General features: G+C 49.5%; 18 protein-coding genes and 3 pseudogenes. 17 read left to right on the top strand and 4 right to left on the bottom strand.

Annotated features, from left to right (window positions below; translation table 11 throughout):
* Positions 1-243 precede the first annotated feature (243 nt).
* The 6 genes from pcrA to Psfp_RS07655 all read left to right on the top strand — a co-directional run bounded on the left by pcrA (position 244) and on the right by Psfp_RS07655 (position 6,751).
* Positions 244-2,412 carry a DNA helicase PcrA gene (gene pcrA / locus Psfp_RS07675; protein WP_134217961.1) on the top strand — a complete coding sequence of 723 codons (2,169 nt, stop codon included), beginning with the start codon at positions 244-246 and terminating at the stop codon, positions 2,410-2,412.
* 119 nt (positions 2,413-2,531) lie between these two features.
* Positions 2,532-2,693 (top strand): hypothetical protein, encoded by a 162-nt coding sequence (locus Psfp_RS21560; RefSeq protein ID WP_190258996.1) that lies wholly within the window; start codon positions 2,532-2,534, stop codon positions 2,691-2,693.
* Positions 2,694-2,807: 114 nt separating this feature from the next.
* A complete protein-coding gene (locus Psfp_RS07670; RefSeq protein ID WP_134217960.1) occupies positions 2,808-3,677 on the top strand; it encodes a lipid II flippase Amj family protein in 870 nt (289 codons plus the stop codon).
* Between the two features lie 206 nt (positions 3,678-3,883).
* Positions 3,884-5,893: an NAD-dependent DNA ligase LigA gene (ligA, locus tag Psfp_RS07665; protein WP_134217959.1), complete on the top strand. Its 2,010-nt coding sequence runs from the start codon at positions 3,884-3,886 to the stop codon at positions 5,891-5,893.
* 180 nt (positions 5,894-6,073) lie between these two features.
* Positions 6,074-6,427 carry a spore germination protein GerPC gene (gerPC, locus tag Psfp_RS07660; protein ID WP_134217958.1) on the top strand — a complete coding sequence of 118 codons (354 nt, stop codon included), beginning with the start codon at positions 6,074-6,076 and terminating at the stop codon, positions 6,425-6,427.
* Positions 6,428-6,535: 108 nt separating this feature from the next.
* A complete protein-coding gene (locus tag Psfp_RS07655; protein ID WP_134217957.1) occupies positions 6,536-6,751 on the top strand; it encodes a spore germination protein in 216 nt (71 codons plus the stop codon).
* A 79-nt stretch (positions 6,752-6,830) separates the two neighbouring features.
* Here Psfp_RS07655 and Psfp_RS07650 read toward each other — a convergent pair whose 3' ends face one another.
* A complete protein-coding gene (locus Psfp_RS07650; RefSeq protein WP_134217956.1) occupies positions 6,831-7,058 on the bottom strand; it encodes a hypothetical protein in 228 nt (75 codons plus the stop codon).
* Positions 7,059-7,400: 342 nt separating this feature from the next.
* Here Psfp_RS07650 and gatC point away from each other — a divergent pair, with 342 nt between their 5' ends.
* From gatC to Psfp_RS07600, 10 genes and pseudogenes are all read left to right on the top strand, one after another.
* Entirely contained in the window at positions 7,401-7,682 is a 282-nt protein-coding gene (gatC, locus tag Psfp_RS07645; RefSeq protein WP_134217955.1) for an Asp-tRNA(Asn)/Glu-tRNA(Gln) amidotransferase subunit GatC, read from the top strand.
* 44 nt (positions 7,683-7,726) lie between these two features.
* On the top strand, positions 7,727-9,184 hold the full coding sequence (gene gatA / locus Psfp_RS07640) for an Asp-tRNA(Asn)/Glu-tRNA(Gln) amidotransferase subunit GatA (RefSeq protein WP_134217954.1): 1,458 nt from the start codon (positions 7,727-7,729) through the stop codon (positions 9,182-9,184).
* A gap of 603 nt (positions 9,185-9,787) precedes the next feature.
* Positions 9,788-11,227 (top strand): Asp-tRNA(Asn)/Glu-tRNA(Gln) amidotransferase subunit GatB, encoded by a 1,440-nt coding sequence (gene gatB / locus Psfp_RS07635; protein WP_134217953.1) that lies wholly within the window; start codon positions 9,788-9,790, stop codon positions 11,225-11,227.
* A 208-nt stretch (positions 11,228-11,435) separates the two neighbouring features.
* Entirely contained in the window at positions 11,436-11,666 is a 231-nt protein-coding gene (locus Psfp_RS07630) for a DUF2164 domain-containing protein (protein ID WP_134217952.1), read from the top strand.
* 189 nt (positions 11,667-11,855) lie between these two features.
* On the top strand, positions 11,856-12,989 hold the full coding sequence (gene nifV, locus Psfp_RS07625; protein ID WP_134217951.1) for a homocitrate synthase: 1,134 nt from the start codon (positions 11,856-11,858) through the stop codon (positions 12,987-12,989).
* A 2-nt stretch (positions 12,990-12,991) separates the two neighbouring features.
* Positions 12,992-13,240 (top strand): annotated as a pseudogene (locus tag Psfp_RS07620) (3-isopropylmalate dehydratase large subunit); the annotation flags it as partial.
* Positions 13,241-13,245: 5 nt separating this feature from the next.
* Positions 13,246-13,431, top strand: a pseudogene (locus Psfp_RS07615) (isocitrate/isopropylmalate family dehydrogenase); the annotation flags it as partial.
* Positions 13,432-13,704: 273 nt separating this feature from the next.
* Positions 13,705-14,082: a carbohydrate-binding protein gene (locus Psfp_RS07610; RefSeq protein ID WP_134217950.1), complete on the top strand. Its 378-nt coding sequence runs from the start codon at positions 13,705-13,707 to the stop codon at positions 14,080-14,082.
* A gap of 111 nt (positions 14,083-14,193) precedes the next feature.
* Complete coding sequence (locus tag Psfp_RS07605; protein WP_192895314.1) at positions 14,194-15,429, top strand: glycosyltransferase family 4 protein; 1,236 nt, start codon at positions 14,194-14,196, stop codon at positions 15,427-15,429.
* A 32-nt stretch (positions 15,430-15,461) separates the two neighbouring features.
* Positions 15,462-17,936: a mannose-1-phosphate guanyltransferase gene (locus Psfp_RS07600; protein WP_134217948.1), complete on the top strand. Its 2,475-nt coding sequence runs from the start codon at positions 15,462-15,464 to the stop codon at positions 17,934-17,936.
* 189 nt (positions 17,937-18,125) lie between these two features.
* On the opposite strand, the gene Psfp_RS07595 is transcribed toward Psfp_RS07600, so the two are convergent.
* Entirely contained in the window at positions 18,126-18,791 is a 666-nt protein-coding gene (locus Psfp_RS07595) for a hypothetical protein (RefSeq protein ID WP_134217947.1), read from the bottom strand.
* Between the two features lie 324 nt (positions 18,792-19,115).
* On the opposite strand from Psfp_RS07595, the pseudogene Psfp_RS07590 reads away from it, so the two are divergent.
* Positions 19,116-19,274, top strand: a pseudogene (locus tag Psfp_RS07590) (transposase); the annotation flags it as partial.
* A gap of 988 nt (positions 19,275-20,262) precedes the next feature.
* Here Psfp_RS07590 and Psfp_RS07585 read toward each other — a convergent pair.
* A complete protein-coding gene (locus tag Psfp_RS07585; protein WP_134217946.1) occupies positions 20,263-21,225 on the bottom strand; it encodes a MauE/DoxX family redox-associated membrane protein in 963 nt (320 codons plus the stop codon).
* A 683-nt stretch (positions 21,226-21,908) separates the two neighbouring features.
* A partial coding sequence (locus tag Psfp_RS07580; protein ID WP_205079499.1) for a hypothetical protein occupies positions 21,909-22,798 on the bottom strand: 890 nt, incomplete at its 5' end.

The raw sequence follows: 22,798 nt of genomic DNA, 5'->3' as shown, positions 1-22,798 counted from the left end.
GAAGCGCGTTTGTCAACAGAAAAGTATTTGGAAAAAAATGTTTTTCAGCTTTCTCTCCGAAGATCCCACCCGGTAAAACCATCTGACAGGGGAGGCTTTCGACGCGGCTGTTGAGGTGGTTATACGGGCGGTTTCTGCTTGGGACTTTTTCCTGGCGTTGCCGGACATGAAGGATTTGCACATCTTTATTAGAATCTTTATTATTATATAGAGATTACATTAAAAGATTAAGCGGAGGAATGAATGGATTTATTATCCCAGCTGAACCCTGACCAGAGAGAGGCCGTGGTTTACGGCGACGGCCCGCTTTTGGTGCTGGCCGGGGCAGGCAGCGGCAAGACCAAAGTATTGACCAGCCGGGTAGCCTACCTTCTACAGGAGATGAGGGTATCTCCCCGCCAGATTTTAGCTATCACCTTTACCAACAAGGCAGCCCAGGAGATGAAGGGCCGCGTTGCGGAACTCGCGCCGGAGGCGGCCCGCGACCTCTGGATTTGCACCTTTCATGCCGCCTGCCTGCGCATCTTAAGGCGGCAGGTCGAATTTTACGGGCGTGACCGCAATTTTGTGATCTACGACACCGATGACCAGCTGACCCTGGTAAAGGAATGCATGAAAGATCTGGCCCTGGATGATAAAAAGTTCCCGCCCAGAGCGGTAGCCGCAGTGATATCCCAGGCCAAGAACCAGCTATACAGCCCGGTCGACTTCGAGCAGCGCGCCTATGATATCTTAAGCCGTAACGCTGCGAGTGTTTATCATCGCTACCAGGAAAAAATACGCCAGAACAACGCTGTTGATTTCGACGACCTGATATTTCTGACCGTACGGCTTTTTAGAGACTATCCGCAAGTCCTTTCCTACTATCAGGAACGGTTCCGCCACATCCTGGTGGATGAATACCAGGATACCAACCATGCCCAATATGTCCTGGTCAACTTACTGGCTAAAACCAGCCGTAATTTGTTCGTGGTGGGCGACCCCGACCAGGGGATTTACAGCTGGCGGGGAGCTGATATTAAAAACATCATGAGTTTTGAGCGTGACTACCCCGAGGCAAAGGTAATCAAGCTGGAGCAAAATTACCGTTCTACCTCCGCCATCCTGGATGCGGCCAACCACCTGATCCGGAACAACTCCAACCGCAAGGAAAAACGGCTCTGGACTGCAGCCGGGCCGGGGGCCCCCCTGGTAAACTATTTTGGGGAACACGAACATGCCGAGGCTGATTTTGTGGTCAGCCGCATCATACGTTTAAAGGAACTTGAAAACCGTAAATACGGGGACTTTGCCGTCTTCTACCGTACCCATGCCCAGTCGCGTGTATTTGAAGATATCCTCGTCAGGGCGGGTATACCATATATCATCATCGGCGGTCAGAAATTCTACGAGCGCAAGGAAATTAAGGACATCCTGGCCTACCTGAGGCTAATCCTCAATCAGTTCGACGCGATAAGCCTGGCTAGAGTTGTCAATGTGCCCAGGCGCGGCATCGGGCAGGCTTCCTTAAGCAAAATAATAGCATTTGCCGGGGAAAAGGGTATCAGTCCGGTTGAGGCTATGGCCGGCGCGGCAGGAGTAGCCGGCCTGACAGTCAAAGCCCGGGCTGCCGGCGCCGCCTTGGGAGAGTTCATCCAGCGGCTGGCGGAGGAATCGATAAACTTAACGGTTACCGAACTGGCCCGGACCGTCATGGAAGAGACCGGTTACCGCCAGGAGCTCGTGGCCGAAGACACGGTGGAGTCCCGCACCAGGTTGGAATACCTGGATGAATTCCTCTCCGCCACCGGAGAGTTTGACCGGCTGGCTGAGGAAAAGGATTTGAGAAGTTTCCTGGAAAACATAGCCCTGGTCACGGACATGGATAATTTGGACGAGGAAATAGACCGCGTTTCTTTGATGACGCTGCACAGCGCCAAAGGCCTGGAGTTCCCTGTGGTATTCGTGACCGGTCTGGAGGAAGGAGTGTTTCCCCACAGCCGTTCGCTCCTGGATCCCGGTGAAATGGAGGAAGAGCGCAGGCTTTGCTATGTGGGTCTAACCAGAGCCAGGGAAAGGCTTTATCTTACCCACTGCTGGAAGCGGACTTTGTACGGGGCGGAGCGGTATAACAAGCCTTCCCGCTTTCTGGAAGAGATCCCTCCTCACCTTATGGAGGGTGACGATGCTCTGTCCGGACCCGGGAAAAGTAAATCCTCCAGGCCGGCGCCAGTAAGGGATTTCCGCGAAAGAAGTCCCCAGGCGCTGGAAGCGTTCGTGCTGGGGGACAAAGTGAAGCACAGCAAGTGGGGCGTCGGTGTTATTGTCGGGATCCAGGGGGAGGGCGTGAATGCCGAGTTTAAAGTAGCCTTCCCGGACCAGGGTATCAAGCTGTTGCTGGCCAAGTACGCCCCGCTTGAGCGGGCCAACTAGGGCAACAGTAAAAGAACGGGGCTGCCAGGTGAACGCAGCCTGGCACAAAACCTGCCGGATGCGTACGAACAACACATTCGGAGTTACGGTAACCTTGGGGGGGAGGTATCTGTAGCAGAGTGGGAAAAATACCAGGTGTTATTTTTGGCATACTAACAATTTGCGGCGTGATCTTTGTCCTTGCTGCAGACGGACGGGCGAATGCGGGGTATGCAGTAATTCCCATGATTTTTTACCTGGCGTTTGTTACCTTGGCCCGAAACAAGCGAAAAGACAATTAAGCCTTATGGCTCAGCGTATTAAAAAGATCCTTGGCTGATAACTACGAACAGCTTATTGCGTTTCTGGTAATACTTATATATATTACCTAAAGTTAAGCAACCTTTGGAGGCAGTATGGAGCGACTCCTGGCTGTCGCTGTGTTGACGGCGATTATTCACCTGATAAATACACTGATTTATGCGGTTCGCATCTCGGGAGTACGTACCCAGCGGTTGGCCACCGCTTTTTCCCTTTTCAACGTAATCTTTCTGCTGGCCAGCACCGCCAACAGCATTCAGGGCTTTTTATTGGCGTCCATAGTGGAAAAAGCAATCAAGACCGCCCAAACACAAGCAGGTATCTCTGTCCTTGAACAGCTGGTACATCACCCTGCCTATCAGGTCCAACTATCCGTTATTGATCACAATATCCGCCTGGTCATCGCGGCCGCGACTCTGGGTACATTAATCGGAGCGGCCTTGATTCCGGCATTCGTGAATATTTTTACCAGGGCTATCTATCTTTTTGAGGAAACAGGTTCGGTGCCGAGGATGCTGGGGATGGTCATCTTTTCTCCCCGCCGGGTCTTTGGACTGGCCGGGGAGATGCGCCTGCCCGGGAAAAAAACTTTTAAGCTGGCGGCCGTCAGGCGCCTGGCCATTCCCAAAATGTTTCTGATCCTTAATTTCTTTGTAACCGGTATATACACTACCGGGGTCCTCTCCGCGCTCTTTGCCGGAGCGCTTTTCCCTGATTTCCGGGCAGCAGCCGCAACGCTTTCGGCAGTCGTGAACGGTCTTGCCACTATCCTGTCGGCAACGGTGGTGGACCCCACCGCGGCGGCTATCACCGACCAGGCCTTACGTGGGGAGCGCAGCGAGGACGACGTCAAGCAAATGGCTCTCTACCTGTCCATCACCAGGCTTTTGGGCACCGGTTTCGCCCAGCTGATCTTTGTCCCGTCCGCCTACTTCATCAAATATATGGCGTCATTGCTGGCGTAAACAGGACAATGCGCCCGGAAATAAGGGCGCACTCCATAATGAAGTTACCAAATCCCTGATAAGGGGCGCTATTATATTGCCTTGTAATCTTTTTCGATTTCAATAACTTGATTGTTCTATGCAGGTAAGAGTATAAACTGTTTAATATTTATTCATATCTGCATTTCTCACGTCCCACGTCCCAAACAACAGGAGGTGTCAGGCAGATGACGCAGTCTCTCGAGCAGGCCCGGGAGAGGGCGGAGGCTCTGCGCAGCGAACTTGAAGCGCATAACTACCGTTATTATGTATTGGACGAGCCCACCATTACCGACTTCGAATACGATCAGATGATACGGGAACTTGAGGAACTGGAAAAACAGTATCCGTCTCTGGCTACACCCTATTCGCCCACGCAGCGTGTCGGGGGGCGCCCGAAGGAAGGATTTTCAACTGTCCGCCACTTGACCCAGATGCTCAGCCTGGCCAATGCCTTCAACGGAGGCGAGTTGCAGGATTTCGACCGCCGGGTCAGGCAGACCTTACCTGGCGAAACAGTGGAATATGTGGTGGAGCAAAAAATTGACGGGCTGGCCGTCTCTCTCTATTACGAAAACGGGGTTTTTGTGCGGGGAGCCACGCGCGGAGATGGAGAAACCGGTGAGGATATCACGGAGAACTTGAAGACCATCCGCAGCGTGCCCCTGCGCCTGCGCCGGCCGCTCCCGGCCCTGGAGGTCAGGGGCGAAGCTTATATGCCCAAAGAAGCTTTTGCCCGGCTCAACGAAGCCAGGGACGAAACCGGTGAGCCTCTTTTCGCCAACCCCCGTAACGCTGCGGCGGGCACGCTGCGGCAGCTTGACCCGAAAATAACCGCTTCACGCCATCTGGCCCTGTTTGCCTATGAGATTGGCTACAACAGCGATCTTGACCTGCAAGAGCATGTCAAGACGCTTGAATTGCTGCAGGAGCTGGGTTTTAAGGTTGCCCAGGGGTATCAAGTCTTCAGCGCCATTGATGAAGTTGTGGAGTACTGCCAGACGTGGCATAACAAACGCTTTAACCTCACTTACGCAGTGGACGGGATGGTGCTCAAGGTCAACTCCCTGTCCCAACGGCAAATGCTTGGGGCAACAATGAAAAGCCCGCGCTGGGCTATTGCCTATAAGTTTCCTCCGGAACAGGCCGTCAGTGTCGTTAAGAATATTTTTGTACGGGTCGGGCGCACAGGAGTGCTCACCCCCGGCGCTGAACTCGAACCTGTAAAGCTTGCCGGCACTACCGTGACCAGAGCTACCCTGCATAACGAGGATATTATCAAAGAAAAGGATATCCGGGTCGGCGATCACGTGTTGGTGCAAAAAGCGGGGGACATTATCCCTGAAGTGCTTGCCGTGCTGACGCAGGAAAGGACGGGGCAGGAGACGCCCTGGAGCATGCCCGCCCAGTGCCCTTCCTGCGGCTCCCAGGTAGAACGGGCGCAAGGGGAGTCGGCTGTCCGTTGCCCCAACATGGCCTGTCCGGCCAAGCTATGGGAGGAACTGATCCACTTTGTCTCCCGCAACGCCATGGATATTGCCGGGTTGGGACCCGCGGTTACCGGCCAACTGCTGGCTGCCGGACTGGTGCATGACCCGGCCGACCTGTATGCCCTCCGCTATGATGATCTGGTGAAAATTGAACGTATGGGATCTAAATCCGCCCAAAACCTCCTGGAGGCTATCGACGCCAGCAGGGCCAATCCTCTGTCCAGGCTTATTTTTGCCCTGGGCATCCGCCATGTGGGTGAACGGGCCGCTAAAATCCTGGCCGAACGTTATGAGTCGCTGCAGGCGCTGATGGAAGCGCGGCAGGAGGAACTTACGGAGGTTCCTGAAATCGGGCCGAAAATCGCCGCCAGCATCGTCTCTTTCTTTGAGAGCGTTCAGAACCGTCAGGTGGTTGACAAGCTGATCCAGGCCGGGGTTAACACAGCTTCCGAGAAAGATGACCAGGCCGGAGAAAAACCGCTGGCCGAAAAGGTCTTTGTAATCACGGGGACCCTGGAGGATTTCACCCGGCAGGCAGCCGGGGAACTGATCGAAAAGCTGGGAGGAAAAGTTACCTCCAGCGTCAGCCGCAGCACCGACTACGTGGTGGTAGGAGAAAAACCGGGTTCAAAATATGACAAGGCGGTTGCGCTGGGCGTGACCATATTGAGTGAAGAGGAATTCAAAGAGCTAACTGCCGGAGATTGACCAACAATGCCGGGGCGGGCAATATCCGCCCCATTATTAATATTTTTTTAAGCAGATAGTCCTTGATGTTTTTACTGATGAATAAAATTCTATAGTTCATGTATTGGTTATGAAAATTTGGAAATTTGATTGCGCTAATTCCGGAGTCTTTTATGAAAATCTGATTAAGGATATGAAATCATGAAGCAATTCTTGTGTTCAAAAATAAAAAAAATGATCTTTCGGGATTCAAAGGCTAGCGGTTACCTGGATAAGATTCAGGAATTAGAAAATCAAATTGAACAAATTAAATTACAAATAAATGATAGAAAGATTGTAAAAATAAATAAAGTTGTTGTTGAAAAAATTGTTTGTGAAAAGATTGAAACTAATTACAAAATTGATTCTGTCGCAGTGGAAAATCTTACGGGAACAATGAATATTGGAACCGTATATCCCAGTTCGAAGTTGAAATGGAGTCTTAATAAGAAGGAAAATTCTTTGGGACATACAGAACCTGAAAAACCACCAAGGATTAATATGGTTTATGAATAAAGGTATTGTTATCACCTTTTGACTTTTTAACAATATAATATAATATGAAATTTGCTGATAGTATTAAGGTGATATGAGGTGCAATTCAATGATTAAAGGGTTGGTTCGATGGCACAAATAGTAATAGGTAGTTTAAAAATAAATTGCATTAATTCAGGTGCGGTATTAAATATTGGAGACATTATTTTTAGTTTGCCTTCCAACAAAATTAAGTTGTCGGCAAGCGGCAATTCTTTTTGCTCTGGAGACGGTATAACTGCAATAGTCCAAAAAGAGCAGCAAAGTCTTGATAGAGTTAAAAAAAATTTGTTATCAAAAAAATAATTTTACTACCATTATATCACAGATAACATTACTTTGTATCAAGACGTATTTTAAAGAGCAGCTTAATTGCTTTTGAGGCCTAATCCACTAGATCGTCATCGAATAAATTACTAGCCGGACTAGCTAGCGAAATAGTTGGTTCATTATTGCCGATATTTATCATAAGACAAGCATCACCGGTATTAAAAGCATTATCGTCAGCAGACTGGTTTATGGGAACCTTGTCGCGCGTTATGATAAGAGTTCCTAAATTAATTTTTCCTCCATATTGAATTACCAATTTAAAAGGACTTATTAATAGGGGCATTGTTAACCTCCAGGTGATTTCCTGCCTCTGCAAGAGCAATCTGGTCACTATGGGATTATCGGTGGCAGTCCTTATTGCAAAATATATATTGCATTTTATGTGCCGGAAGGAGATTTTGTTACGTAAAGTATCCGCAAGACCTGATGCGGGAGTTGAGAGCGTGGAAAACCGGTATCCGTCTCTGGTTACGCCCTTATTTACCCGCCGTTTAAAATTATTCAGCATTGCCAGGACTTTGAAATATATGTTGGGTAATGGTATAATATTGTAGGTTTTTGTGTGATTATCCTGATAACAGCGGGATCCTGTCCGTATCCCGACAAATAGAGAGTAGGTGATATTTTGATCACGAAAGAGGACGTCGACCATGTCGCTCTCCTGGGCCGTCTGGAATTGACCGAGGAAGAAAGGGAGATGTACACCAGGCAGCTAAACGATATCCTGGGGCATTTCCAGGCGCTGGAGCGCCTTAATACCGAGAATGTCCAGCCTACCGCCCACGTCCTGCCGCTCAAGAATGTTTACCGTGAGGACTGGGCGGGACTGCACCTTTCCCGTGAAGAGGTCCTGGCCAACGGCCCCGACGTAGAGGAAAACTGCTTTAAGGTTCCTAAAATTGTATAGACGATTGGTTTATTGATAACCCATCACCAGGGAGGCGATTTGCGTTGCAGCTTTTCCGGCTGACGGCCCATGAACTGCACGATCTTCTAGTAAAAAAGGAAATATCGGCGGAGGAATTAAACCTTGCCGTTTTTGACCGGGTTGAAGCGGTGGATGACAGGGTTAAGGCCTACGTTACCATGACCAAAGAGAGGGCCCTTGAGCAGGCCCGCTCGGTGGACAGGCAGATTAAAAACGGAGATAAAATCTCACCGCTGGCCGGGATCCCGGTAGCAATTAAGGACAACATGTGCCTAGACGGGGTCCGGACCACGGCCTGCTCAAAAATACTGGCTAATTTCGTCCCTCCTTACAGCGCCACAGTGGTCAAAAGGCTGGATGGGGCCGGAGCGACCATGTTGGGCAAAACCAACTGTGATGAATTTGCCATGGGATCTTCCACAGAAAACTCGGCCTTCTTTGTAACCCGCAATCCCTGGGATACTGAACGGGTGCCCGGCGGCTCCAGCGGGGGGTCCGCCGCGGTCATTGCAGCCGGTGAGGCTATCTGTTCCCTGGGTTCCGACACGGGCGGCTCCATCCGCCTGCCGGCTTCCTTCTGCGGAGTGGTTGGGCTCAAGCCGACTTACGGAGCTGTTTCCCGTTATGGATTAATTGCCTTTGCCTCTTCACTTGACCAGATTGGTCCTTTCACCAGGGATGTGTCCGACTGCGCAGCGATGCTGAATGTCATTTGTGGACATGATCCCCTTGATTCAACCTCGGCCAGTTATAATATGCCGGATTACACCGGCTTTCTGAAAAATGACGTGCGTGGCCTAAAGGTTGGAGTTCCCCGGGAATACATGGCCGAAGGCATTAACCCAGGGGTACGGGAAGTAATCGAAGAGGCGCTGGCCCGTCTGGAAACACTCGGCGCGCATGTTGAATACACCACCCTGCCGCATACCGAATACGCCCTTTCTACTTACTACCTGATTGCGCCGGCTGAGGCCAGCTCGAACCTGGCCCGTTATGACGGAGTCCGTTACGGTTACCGGGCGGAAAACGCCGACGATGTCATCGACATGTTCATGAAAACACGCAGCGAAGGCTTTGGCTCCGAGGTCAAGAGGCGGATTATGCTGGGGACTTACGCCCTTTCCGCCGGTTATTACGATGCTTACTACCTGAAGGCTCTGCGGGTACGCACCCTGATTAAGCAGGATTTTGACCGGGCCTTTGAAAAATACGACCTGCTGGTTTCGCCGGTTTGTCCTACAACAGCTTTCCGGATTGGGGAAAAAACGGACGACCCGCTTGAGATGTACCTGTCCGATGTCTGCACTATTTCGATTAACCTGGCCGGGATCCCGGGCATGTCTATCCCTTGCGGGTTTGCGCAGGGGATGCCGGTCGGGCTCCAGCTTATGGGCCGGCACTTTGACGAGGGAACGCTGCTGCGGGCAGCCTACACCTTCGAGCAAAATACCGACTACCATAAAGCGTTTCCCGAACTTTAGACAGTTATTTTAATCCCCTTTTTTGCTAGAGATGTCCAAAGATATAGTACTACGCCGCAGCCGTGGTATCAGTAGAGAATTAAAACTTAGCAATGTGGATGCGATTTCAATTGCACAAGGCAATGGGGAGTGTCAATGGAGAGACATATGTCTTGTCATTTGCCTCACCTGTCTCAAAAATGTTGCTCGAAAAGGCTTGACTTGCGGGTTTGGGGCTAAAAATAGCCGTAGGCCGTAAGGCGTAAGGCGTAAAAAAATAATAGCAGGGGATCGTCCCCTACCTTTTTTAATAACCTTACACCCTACGCCTGACCCTAGATACAAGTCAGTATAAGCCTGCACCTGGGTGCGTTCCTTAGCGCGTGCGTAGCTTAAAGTCAAAGCTTAAATAGCGCGTAGCTACCGGATGGCTGTCTGTAGATGCGGTCGGCATGACGCTCTTGTTGCACAAATGGAGAATTGCGAAGAGAGCGGAGGATAACCCCAAACCCACTACGCATGAGGCTTTTCGAGAACCCAGTTAACAATGACCTTTACTCCTTTACTATGTTTTCAGGTGCGGGAATGAATGCGAATTTAAGGACCGACCTAGGAGGGTTTCAAATGGCCCAGTACGAAAGTGTTATCGGCCTGGAAGTTCATATAGAGCTCAAGACCAGGTCAAAAGTATTCTGTGACTCAACCACCGAATTCGGCGGCGACCCCAATACCCACGTATGTCCGGTCTGCCTTGGCCTGCCCGGGACACTGCCGGTCATCAACAAGACCGTGGTAGAGTACGCCATCCGTGCCGGCCTTGCCATTAACTGCAGCATAGCCGAATTTTCCAAGTTCGACCGCAAAAACTACTACTACCCCGACATGCCGAAAAACTATCAGATTTCTCAGTACGACCTGCCGATCGCCCTGAATGGTTACCTGGATATCGAGATGGACGGCGAGACCAGAAGGATCGGGATCACCCGGCTGCACATGGAAGAAGACACAGGCAAACTGGTGCACCAGGGAACGATTACGACCACCCCTTATTCACTGGTGGACTACAACCGGGCGGGGGTTCCTCTGATAGAAATTGTCTCCGAGCCTGACATGCGTTCGCCTGAGGAAGCCCGCCGCTATATGGAAAAGTTAAAGGCCATCATTCAATATACCGGTGTTTCGGACTGCAAGATGGAAGAGGGCAGCCTGCGCTGTGACGCCAATATTTCTCTCCGGCCGGCCGGCAGCGCCGAATTCGGCACCAAGACCGAGATTAAAAACCTGAACTCTTTCAGGGCACTCCAGCGGGCGCTGGCTTACGAAATCGAGCGCCAGACCGAAGTGCTGGAGGAAGGCGGCCGGATTGTCCAGGAGACCCGCACCTGGGACGAGGGCAAGGGCATAACGCTCCCCCTGCGCAGCAAGGAGTTCGCCCATGACTACCGTTATTTGCCCGACCCGGACCTGGTGCCCATGATCATTGACCGGGAGTGGGTTGAGGATATCCGCAGCTCCCTGCCGGAACTGCCCGATGACCGCCAGCAGAGATATATAGGAGAGTACGGTCTGCCGGCATATGACGCCACGATCCTGACAGATACCAAGGAATTGGCCGATTACTTCGAGGACTGTGTCAAAGCCTACCCCAACCCCAAGGTGGTCAGCAACTGGGTCATGGGTGACCTGACCAGGCTCCTGAATTCAGGCGCCGTGGATATTACCGGCTGCAGGATCAGGCCGGAACAGCTCGCCTCTCTGCTGCAGCTTATGGATAAAGGCACCATCAGCGGTAAGATAGCCAAGACAGTTTTTGAGGAGATGTTTGCCACCGGCAAGGAGCCCGGGGTTATCGTTAAGGAAAAAGGGCTGGTTCAGATCAGCGACGAGGGGGCTATTGTGGCTGTTGTGGACAAAATCCTGGCAGACAACCCCAAATCAGTGGAGGACTTCCGGTCCGGCAAGGAACGGGCGCTGGGCTTCCTGGTGGGCCAGGTCATGAAGGCCACCAAAGGTAAGGCCAATCCCGACCTTGTCAACAGGCTTCTTAAGGAAAAGCTTCAATAAATGTATGTGATTTGAGGAGAATATGTTAAAATAAATAAGGTGAACATGAGCCCCGTAGTTATGGCGGCCGTACCAAATGAATAAAATATCTGTAGACAATGGCGTCTTTAAACCCGGTTAACATAGGGTTTCAGGGCGCCTTCTTTTGTTTTGTATTAATGTATAATGCAGAAAATTGTTGGTAATATGATGATGAGGAGGAAACAATTTGGAATATAAAATAAAACTAAGTCAAGAAAAAAGACAATATATGATTTCATCGATCAAAACCTATTTTATGGAAGAAAGAGATGAAAACCTGGGGGATTTGGCTGCAGGTATCATTTTAGATTTCTTTATCGATAAATTAGCGCCTGAATTTTACAATCAAGGTGTTTATGATTCATACAAATATATGAGTGACAGAATAGAGGACTTATTAGGCATTCAAAAATATTAGAAGGAAATTTTTTTAAGTTAAATTCTGGGCGTAAAATTCATAACAGGACGCATGTAAATGTATACAATATTTTCAAAATATGATACTTCTATGTTGCGTGGATTTATGATACTATACGTATTACAAATTTTCCTCCGGTGTCTGAGGTAACAATCAAATATTTATTCAGTTGAAAGGTGGTTTGGTTTAATGAGCGAAAAAGGAATTGTCATAGTGGATACCACCTTGCGTGACGGGGAGCAGACGGCGGGGGTTGTTTTTGCCAATAGAGAAAAAGTCCGGATCGCGAAACTATTGGATGAGATCGGAGTTCCCCAGATTGAGGCCGGTGTTCCGGTTATGGGTGGTGATGAAAAAGAAGCGATCCGGGCCATTTGCAAAGCCGGACTGAAAGCGAGCATTATGGGCTGGAACAGGCCGGTGCTTAAAGACATCGAAGCTTCCCTCGAGTGTGGAGTTGATGCCGTGGCCATCTCCATTTCAACCTCGGACATCCACATTAAACATAAGTTAAAGTCATCCAGGGAATGGGTCCTGGAGCAGATGGTGAACGCCACCCGCTTTGCCAAAAGAGAAGGCATGTATGTCTCGGTCAACGCAGAGGACGCTTCCCGCAGCGAACTTGATTTTCTCCTGGAGTTTGCCGGGGCCGCCAAGGAGGCGGGGGCGGATCGCCTTCGTTACTGCGACACCGTAGGCATCATGGAGCCTTTTACCATCTATGAGCAGATTAAGCGCATCAAGGACAAGGTGGACATTGAAATTGAAATGCACACCCACAATGACTTCGGCATGGCCACTGCCAACGCCCTGGCAGGGGTCAAGGCGGGCGCCAACTACGTCGGGGTGACCGTGTTGGGCCTGGGCGAGAGGGCGGGTAACGCCGCCCTGGAAGAAGTGGTCATGGCCCTGAAGCACCTGTATGATATTGATCTCAACTTTAAAACTGAAATGTTTGTGGAGGTGGCGGAATACATTTCCCGCGCCTCTGGCCGGGAGCTTCCCGCCTGGAAGGCCATTGTGGGTTCCAACATGTTTGCCCACGAGTCCGGCATCCACGCCGACGGAGTACAGAAGAACCCCAAAACCTACGAAGCTTTCCAGCCGGAGGAAGTCGGCCTGTTGCGCCAGATCGTTATTGGCAAACACTCGGGTACGGCAGCCCTGAAAGCCAAATTCGCTGAGTTCGGGATTGTCCTGACGGACCACCAGGCTCAGGAACTGCTCCCAAAAATCCGTTCTGTTACCATTTCACTGAAGCGGAACCTGTTTGACAAGGAATTAATGTATGTTTACGAAGATTATTTTGGAAAGAGGGATTAGCCTTGGGGCAGACCATCATTGAAAAAATTCTTTCCAGCCACAGTGACCAGGAAGCCCACGCCAACGAAATTGTCGTGGCCAGGGTCGACTACGTTATGGGCCAGGACGGGACTTCTCCCCTGGCCATCAGGGCTTTCCAGGATATGGGCGGCCATGAGGTGTTTGACCGGGAGAAAGTCGCCTTTGTCATTGACCACAGCTCTCCCAGCCCCAACGAAGGAGTATCGGCCCTGCACAAGCTAATGAGAGAGGGGTTAATCCTCTGGCCGCTCTGCTGTCCGGAGTGATGATGCTCAAGCACCTGGGTGAAATGGAAGCCGCCGGCAGGATTATGGCCGCGGTAAGCAAAGTGCTGGAAGAGAAAAAAACGCTGACCTATGACCTCGGCGGCAGCGCCGGCACCAGCGGCATGGCTGACGCCATCATCGAGGCTATGGAGTAAAAAAAGAAGCAGGGGGACGGTTCTCCTGCTTCCATGCTTCAAATATTGATTATTAACTTAAAGTATGCTTCTTTCTGGGTAATTTGACAATAATACCACAGAATAGCATGCTTTTTTTGTTCCTTACTCATATCCCTTTGAAAAAAAGGAAGCAAAAGAACCGTCCCCTTGCTGCCTTTTACAGAATTTAGTCAAAAGCCGGCCTGACTGCATAATATATCCACCTGCCAACCATACTATTATAGATACAATTTTCAAAAGGAGGTGGCTGTATTGGCGAACCGCAGCAGGTTCGGCGACAACGAGGCCAGGCTCAAAGCCATGCATGAAGTCGACTACCCCGGTGGAGTGGTAGTTGACCCCGTGCCGATAACCGCCGGGGAAGAAGTGACCGTTTTTTACAACGGACTGCTCGGCAAAGAAGGACAGGGACAGGTTTATCTGCACTACGGTTTCGGTAAGCACGACAGCTGGCGCAACGTGATTGATATGAAAATGGAGAAAACCGGCTGGGGCTGGGTTACCAGCGTGGTGATGCCGGAGCATGAGGGGCGCTTCAACCTGTGTTTTAAGGATGGCGCGGACCACTGGGACAATAACAGCAGTGTCAACTGGAGCTTCCAGATTCATAACGGGAGCAACCGCTACTAAACGGAACAATCCCCACTGCAGTCCGGTGGGGATTTTTTAAAAATAAAATTAACCGCCAGACCTCCAAGCACAACCAGGAGGTAGTAAGCGGTTTTAAGGGAGAGAATGTACGTGAGGGTTTTAATGTTGTCCTGGGAATACCCGCCTAAAAGCGTCGGCGGTTTGGCCCAGCACGTTTATGACTTGACCGGCGCTCTGGTCTCAAACGGGGTGGAGGTGAGCCTGATTACTTCGGGAGGCCAGGGCGCCCCCTTTTTTGAAAATGTTAACGGGGTCAAGGTTTACCGGGTGGAACCTTACCAGGTGTCTTCGCCGGACTTTGTAACCTGGGTGGCCCAGTTCAACGTTGCCTTGCTGGAGCGGGCCATGCCTCTCCTGGCCGGCACCGAATTCCATATCGTGCATGCCCACGACTGGCTGGTGGCTTACGCTGCCAGGGCGATCAAGTACGCCTCCCGGCTGCCGCTGGTGGTTACCATTCACGCCACTGAATACGGCCGCAATAACGGGCTGCACAACGATACGCAAAGACACATCAGTGACATCGAGTGGTGGATTACATATGAGGCCTGGAAGGTCATCTGCTGCAGCAACTTTATGCAAGATGAGGTGCGCCGGGTTTTCCAGGTACCCAATGACAAAGTGGCTATAATTCCCAATGGTGTCGACGTCAATAGCTTCAAGGGCCTCAGCAGGACTGCCCGGCGAAGTGAATATGCCGCGCCCGATGAAAAAATTGTCTTTTACGTGGGGAGGCTGGTCATGGAAAAAGGGGTCCAGGTCCTCCTGGATGCCGCACCGGAAATTTTGTCCCATCACCCCAAGACCAAGTTTGTGATTGCCGGCAAAGGCCCTTTCATGGATTCTTTAAAGCGCCAGGCGGCCTTCCTGGGTATAGCCAACAGGGTCTATTTCACAGGGTATATCAACGACGAGGTCAGGAACAGCCTGTACAGTTGGGCCGATGCGGCCGTCTTCCCAAGCCTTTATGAACCATTCGGCATTGTGGCGCTGGAGGCCATGGCCGCCCGCACCCCGGTGGTCGTTTCAGATTGCGGCGGTATAAGTGAGATCGTCAGACACGGTGAGGACGGCCTGAAGGCCAACACCGGCAGCAGTCATTCTCTCGCCCGCAATATACTGGCCCTGCTGCAGCAGCCGCAGCTTGGCGCTATGTTGAGAGAAAGGGCTTACAACAGGGCTATAAATGAATTCAACTGGAAAACTATCGCCCGGCAGACGGCCTCGGTTTACCATGAGGTATGGGAAGCGCACTGCGGAACTCCGTGGTTTGACCAGCGGCAGGGCAATTTTTTCAGCCGCTTCAACCGTCTCCGGGCCAGATAATCCAAGTGCAACAAAATGGAGGTTTTAAAGCCATGAAAGCCATTATCATGGCCGGTGGTGAGGGTTCCCGCCTGAGGCCCCTGACCTGCGGCAGGCCTAAACCAATGGTACCGGTATTAAACAGGCCGATTATGAGCCATATTGTAGCGCTTCTCAAAGAGCACGGTTTTACAAATATAGGGGTCACCCTGCAGTACCAGCCGGAGGTGATCAAAGACTACTTCGGCAACGGGGCGGAATATGGGGTCAATTTGCGTTATTTTATTGAGGAGTCGCCTTTGGGTACGGCCGGCAGCGTTAAAAACGCCGGCGGCTTCCTGGACCAGACTTTTTTGGTCATCAGCGGTGACGCCCTGGCTGACCTGGAGCTTTCCAAAGCCCTGGAATTCCACAGGAAACAGGGGGCCATGGCCACCCTGGTGCTGACCCGGGTGGAGTGCCCGCTGGAATACGGCGTGGTTATCACCAGTGATAACGGCAGGATCACCCAGTTTCTTGAGAAGCCGGGCTGGGGTGAGGTCTTCAGCGATACTGTCAACACCGGCATTTACGTCCTGGAACCAGAGGTGCTGGACTATTTTGCGCCGGGAGAAAAGTTTGACTTCAGCAAGGACCTGTTTCCCCTGTTGCTGCGGGAAAAGAAGCCTCTCTTCGGCCTGGTGCTGCCCGGTTACTGGTGCGACGTGGGCAACCTGCAGCAGTACCAGGAGGCGCAGTACGACGCGCTGGCGGGAAAAGCCAGGATCAAAATACCGGGAACGGAAGTTATGCCACAGGTATGGGTGGAGGAGGGCGTCTCGATTGACCCCTCCGCGAAAATCAGAGGCCCGGCCCTGATCGGGGCTGATTGTCAGCTGGGGGCTGCAACCCGCATAGAACCTTTTTCGATCCTGGGGCAGGGCTGTCTGGTGCGGGAAAGGGCTTCGATCAAGAGAAGCGTCCTCTGGAACAATGTCTATGTGGGTCCCGGGGCTGCTTTACGCGGGGCTGTCTTGGGCAGCCGGGTCCAGGTGCTGGCTAAGGCAGGCATATACGAGGGGGCGGTTGTTGGTGACAATTCGATTATCCGTGAAAACGGCCTGCTCAAGCCTGACGTCAAGCTGTGGCCGCACAAGCTGGTTGAAACAGGGGCGACCGTTCAGCGCAGCTTGATCTGGGGTTCCTGTTCTCCCAAGAAAATCTTTGGTTTTGAGGGGATCTCCGGCCTGATCAATGTGGAGATTACGCCTGAGTTCGCTGCCAGGATCGGCGCTGCCTGTGGCTCCGTAGCCGGAGCCGGGGCGCGTCTAGCCGTCAGCAGCGACAGTTACGCTGCTTCTGTAATGCTTAAGGAAGCCGCGAAAAGCGGGATGCAGTCGGTAGGGGCGCAAGTTTTGGACTTCGGTCCCGGCATTACGCCGGTGAGCCGCTTTGGTGTCAGGGAGACGGGTTGCCGGGGGGGAATTCACGTCAGGATATCACCGCAGGCGCCCGACAAGGTGACCATGGTATTTACCAACCCCCACGGTGGGAATATTTCCAGGGACCAGGAGCGCAAGATTGAAAACGCCATGGCCAGAGAGGACTTTTTGCGGGCGGAAACAGGCAGGATCAAGCCGCCGGAGGTCCTTACGCAAGTTGCGGACAGCTATCTTTCAGCCATATGTGCGGGTTTAAGCGCAGTCAGGCTGCGGGAAGCCAATTTTAAACTGCTGCTCTGCTATGACCAGGTCAATCTGGAAAATATCGTTGGGAACCTTTGCGCCAGGCTTGGGTTAGGCTTGGAAAGCATCGGCCTGGAAAGCGACGCAAAGGCATACCGTGGCTGGCGTTCTTACCAGGAGCTGCTGCCCGCCCTGTCCCGCGCGGTCGTTGACGGCGCCGCCGACGCCGGAGCCGTCCTGGACTCCAACGCCGACCGCCTGATCCTGATCGACAACAAGGGGCAGGTAATTCAGGATGAACTTCTGACAGCCCTGCTCTCTTTGATTATCCTGAAGGGGGAGGAAGGCCCGGTGGTGGTGCCGGTTACGGCCCCGCGCGCCATAGAAGCGCTGGCCGAGCGCTACCGGAGCAGGGTGGTGCGCACCAAAACCGCCATGCAGGATTTCCTGGATAAAGTACTGGCTCCGGAGAACGGGATAGAAGGAATATCCCAGTTCTTCCTCCACTTTGACGGGCTGGCAGCCCTGGCCAGGGTGCTCGACCACGCAGCCCGTTTCAACACCTCGATATCCGATCTGGTGGCCGAAATACCTGAATTTTTCATGGACCGGCGGGAGGCCCCCGTCCCCTGGGAGGCCAAGGGCAGAGTCATCAGGCAGCTGATCCAGGATCCCCCGGCCAGCCGGCTGGAACTGCTGGACGGGGTCAAGGTCTACCACCAGGACGGCTGGGCGCTGGTGCTGCCGGACCCGGACGAGCCCTTCTGCCGTGTCTTCAGCGAAGGCAGCACCATGGAAATCGCCGAGTCGCTGACCGATATGTACATCAAAAAAATCAACGATATCGCGGGTAGTGTGAGTTAGTGTAATCATTGGGGTTAGGCTTGAATTATTCACTTATTTCTTCCAAATCATCTTTTACATGAGCCGTGCCTTTATACCTACTTGACTTTATTTTTGATAACAAGGCTACACGGTTTTTGGTCATATCAATTATCCGGATGATTATGGCATTTAATAAGTAAATATTTCAAGTCTGACCCCGCTCACCTCTCAGTATGGTTTCTCCGGCACATCAATATACTTAACCTTGTATCCTTTTTGAGAGGCCAATTTTTCAGCATCGGAATGATAGTGAAGGTCAACCAGCCAGACATTTGATTCATTTATAAGGTCCTCTAACAAATCAAGTGGTGCAGAGACGAGTAAAGCGTATATTTTGAAATCATCTTCCTGCACAGCCTTGTAGTGGGATTTGGTAATATCGTTGGCCTTATCTTCTGATACCTTCTGTTCGGAGTAATCGAGAAACTCGTTTATCCACGTAGAGTAGGCTGCACTCAGATCAGTATTGTTAACCGTTGCAATGCCTCCGCCCTGAACTCCGGGCTCGGCAATCCACATATTCTTTACATTAATATCATTTTTAGCGGCAAAGGTAGAAGTTTCTTGCAGGGTAAGATACTTGTCATAGACGACAAGGGCTTCCATGATTTTACTTCCCTCGGTCGAGGATTGATTCTTCAAAACATCAATCCTTCTGTTTTTATACAGATCCATACTCTCTTTTCCGCCAGGCTGTCCTACAAAGACTTTTACTTCACCTTCGCCATTATCAAATTTCAATGATTGATTTTTAGACTCCAATGCCATAGCTCCTGTAACATAAGCGATAATAGTAAATAACGCAACCAGAAGAATGGCGATCTTAATTCTCACGCTAAACAACCTCCTTTGTTAAGGGTTCTACAACCAAGTATACCCCACTGGTTGTTTTAATAAGGTTATAAAGAATATCACGGTTAAGGATCGCCGCCTCCGTCACCGTCAAGTCATACTCCGACTAGTTTCAAAATTAAAGCTTGCAGGTTGGTTTTTGTGATCCTGCCTTTTAGATGGGTTGTATTTTGACTATAAAATTTCTACAAAGAAAAAGGTATTCCTTCTAAATTTATCCAAATATTTACGTCGATGATCCTGCAGTTATTTGCCTATCGTGCCAGCCAGTTCCTTGGGTAACAAGCTTTCTTCGATCAAAAGAGAAAAAATAAAGATACTACCAACAGGTGTAATGGACGGTGTAATGTACATAGTAAGAAAAAAGTCCGGAGCCAATATGGTGAAATAGACCTTGATGTCCGCCGTGACTGGGAGGGCGAATTTGAGCCCATTGTAGTTAAGAAACGCCAGAAGAGCATGGCCGGAAAGGTACAAGTCTGCAAACCATCCTGCGGCGACTAAGTGGGAAACGAGATTGTGTATAAGGATAAAAGCTAAACTGCCTCAACCATAGTTAGTATACCGGGTAAAACTGAACAGTTTGACCGATAAGATTGAACAGTGTCTCCGTTTGAAACTAAGCATCGGTTCCGGCGAAGTTGAACACCGGATATGGCCCTTTGCTAAATTGAATTTATGCATCTGAAAGGTGCAAATAAATTCAAGGAGAGGAGGGTCATAGAGATGACCAGTTACAAAGAGATTCTGCGGCTTAACAAAGGGCTCTAATCTTTTTACAGCACGGTTGACTGTGGCATTTTCACGGCGCTTATCAAAGTACTTTGACCCAAGCTCAATATACGGCATAGCACTGTCATCATGTCATCAACGTCAAAGGCGAGTCTTACCGGTTGAAAGAGAAGCAGCGAGCCGGGCTAATCAAAAAGCCGCTTGCTATTACACCTCTAAAAGGGGGTGAACTATCGGATACTCTCACTAATTTACTCTGCCTAAATTAAGTGGGGGGGCAAAATCAAATACCAAAAAGGGTCAATTTTCAAGTGCCCTTGACACATTAAGGCAGGTGCAGAAAAGATCAAACTGGATATTACAAATTACTGTGCTGAAACGCTAAGACTACAACTCTCCCAGGAAAAGACGCTCGTCACGCATAGTAGTAGGAAAGCACGGTTCTTAGCTATGATATCACGATATGTAGAAATGCGGCCGTATGTGCAGGAACAAAGCGTAAGGGGAAATACTACAATGGCCTCGGCTTCCACCGGGCCAGACTGTGGGATGCGTCCCGGTTTCGGCGGCTATCTGGGAGGCTGTTCTTTTTTTTCTCAATAGCTGCAGGACGATATTGGATTTTTCTTCTAATGTGTCAGTTCTTCTTTTTTCCATGGACTCATTATCTTAAAGTTTTTGCTTTTGTGTCGAACTAATGATTTCCAAATAACTACATAACTCATGTAGTTAATACTAATAGGTCATCGTAAGTATGGGCGGTACCTTTTCGAAGTACTGTACCATCCTTTGTAGCATATATTAAAAAAGGTTTAATGGTTATATTTAGTTTTTCCCATTCAAAAGAAGAACCAAAGAAAACCGGAAAAGGAATGTTTTCCTCTTGTCTGAAGAGTTTAATGCTTGAAGGCTGTTCATCACTGATCATAATAATCGGAATTTTAGTATCCTCATAAAATTTTACTAAGTATGGTAGCAACTGCTTACAAGCTGGGCAAGAGCTACTACCAAAATAAAAAATAATATTTTCCAAACCTTGCTGATTAATAGTAATCGGTTTGTCATCTTCTGTTAATAAATTTAACTTTGGTAATTGCTCGCCGACTTTAGGTCCTTCTTTCGTAATGTCTATTTCTAACAAGCTAGCAATAGAGACTTGCCTATGTAGCCCAACCGCCCATGGCGCTACAAAGAGGATCAAAGAAAAAAGAAAAACTAGAAATGCTTCCGTGACATTTGAAGGAAATCTTTTTTTTAGTAATAAGGCCAAAGACCAATACTTATTTTTGTCAAGATAAACAATAATAGAAACAACTAGTGCTAATAACGTTTTAGAAACAAGTTTAAAGTTAACGATCTCTACCTTGGGTTTAATAGAAATGCAACCACACCCATAAGGGAGAATATGTCCCCAGTTAGCTATATAGAGTATTATAGTACTAATAAAAAAAACCACTGCAATTCCAGCTAGAACCCTCTTACCAAAACCGAGAGCTATTCCTACGCCGAGAAATACCTCAAATAATGGAAGCCCGTATGTAAGAACTTCAACTAACCAATCAGGTTTTAATCCAAAGCTTTTAAGAACCAAGGTGAAGTGATTGAGGTCAAGAAGCTTAGTTGTGGAAGCTAATAGAAAAAGAGCGCTGAGGCTAACTTCTAAGATAAGCATAATATATCTCATTTTAGCTACCCCTTGTGGTGCAGAAGAAAACTTCGGAAACGTCCAGATGTCTCCTTTATGAAAGAGTTCACATATTTCTCTCGTAAGGTATCGTTTGAAATACAAGCCATTTTTCTATGTAATCATTGTGAGATAAAGAATTGTAACTGTATGAAAAATTTTTTTCCAGCAATTTAGCTTCAGTTGAGCTAAAATGGAGAATGCCCGTGTCGGTCTTGATTGGCAAGGGCCATAAGCAAAGCGATACTGGCCCTTTGGTCCTTGGCAACACGGTGCGAGGCTCCATGTCAAGGGTGGCTACGGCTCTTTTTTCGAAATCCTATAAAAACAGAAGAAAATCCGCTATTTCCCGTGTCTATTTTAACGAGGTAAGCTCACACCATCTAATCCATCTAGTTTAAAAGATACTATTTCACAACTTTTACTCCCACCGGATCCTATTACCATGGAGTCACCCGGCGGTGGAGGAAAATGCAGAAATAACCTGAAACACAGATTAGTTGTCATAGACCGACAACGGGCGTGGGGTGTAGCGTAACCTTGACACCCCACGCCGGAGGCAGTATAATTTCCAGGCGTTGGATACGGGAGCAACAATCTTGCGGAGGGGAAACAGTATAGCTTAAATTTCACTAAAAGTGTCTTGACAATGAGATTACTATAACTATTAGTCTAGTGATACATTAGTTTTCTACTTGATTAGGCTTTTCTGGCACATCAATATACTTAACCTTGTATCCTTTTTGGGAGGCCAATTTTTCAGCATCGGAATGGTAGTGAAGGTCAACCAGCCAGACATTTGATTCATTTGTAAGGTTCTCTAACAAATCAAGTGGTGCAGAGACGAGTAAAGCGTATATTTTGAAATCACCTTCCTGCACAGCCTTGTAGTGGGATTTGGTAATATCGTTGGCCTTATCTTCTGCGATCTTCTGTTCGGAGTAATCGAGAAACTCGTTTATCCACGTAGAGTAGGCTGAACTCAGATCATTATTGTTAACCCTTGTAATGCCTCCGCCCTGAACTCCGGGTTCAGCAATCCACATATTCTTTACATTAATATCATTTTTAGCGACAAAGGTAGAGGCTTCTTTCAGAGTAAGATACTTGTCATATACGACAAGGGCTTCCATAATTTTACTTCCTTCGGCCGAAGATTGATTCTTCAAAACATCAATCCTTTTATTTTTATACAGATCCATGCTCTCTTTGTCGCTAGGTTGTCCTACAAAGACTTTTAATTCACCTTCTCCATTATCAATTTTCAATGATTGATCTTTAGACTCCAATGCCATGGCTCCTGTAACATAAGCGATAACAGTAAATAACGCAACCAGAAGAATAGCAATTTTAATTTTCATAACAAAGACCATTCCTTTCTGCGAAAGGCACCAACAAGGTATGAAACGCGGACCAATCGCCGTAGATTTAATTTGCCGTCCATATCTGTTAAAATGTACTCCGTGGGACGGTATACTACAGAGCACGCGGAGGTGAGTGGTGAAGCGGTTTGCCGCTATCTCGTATAACAATAAGTCGCCGGAAGTTCGTTCAAGCACCAACAAGTAGGACG

Origin of the sequence: Pelotomaculum sp. FP, assembly GCF_004369245.1 — a bacterium.
Taxonomy (GTDB): Bacteria; Bacillota; Desulfotomaculia; order Desulfotomaculales; family Pelotomaculaceae; genus Pelotomaculum_C; species Pelotomaculum_C schinkii.
Note: the sequence above shows the minus strand (reverse complement) of the source record. Positions and strands in the feature narration are given on the sequence as shown.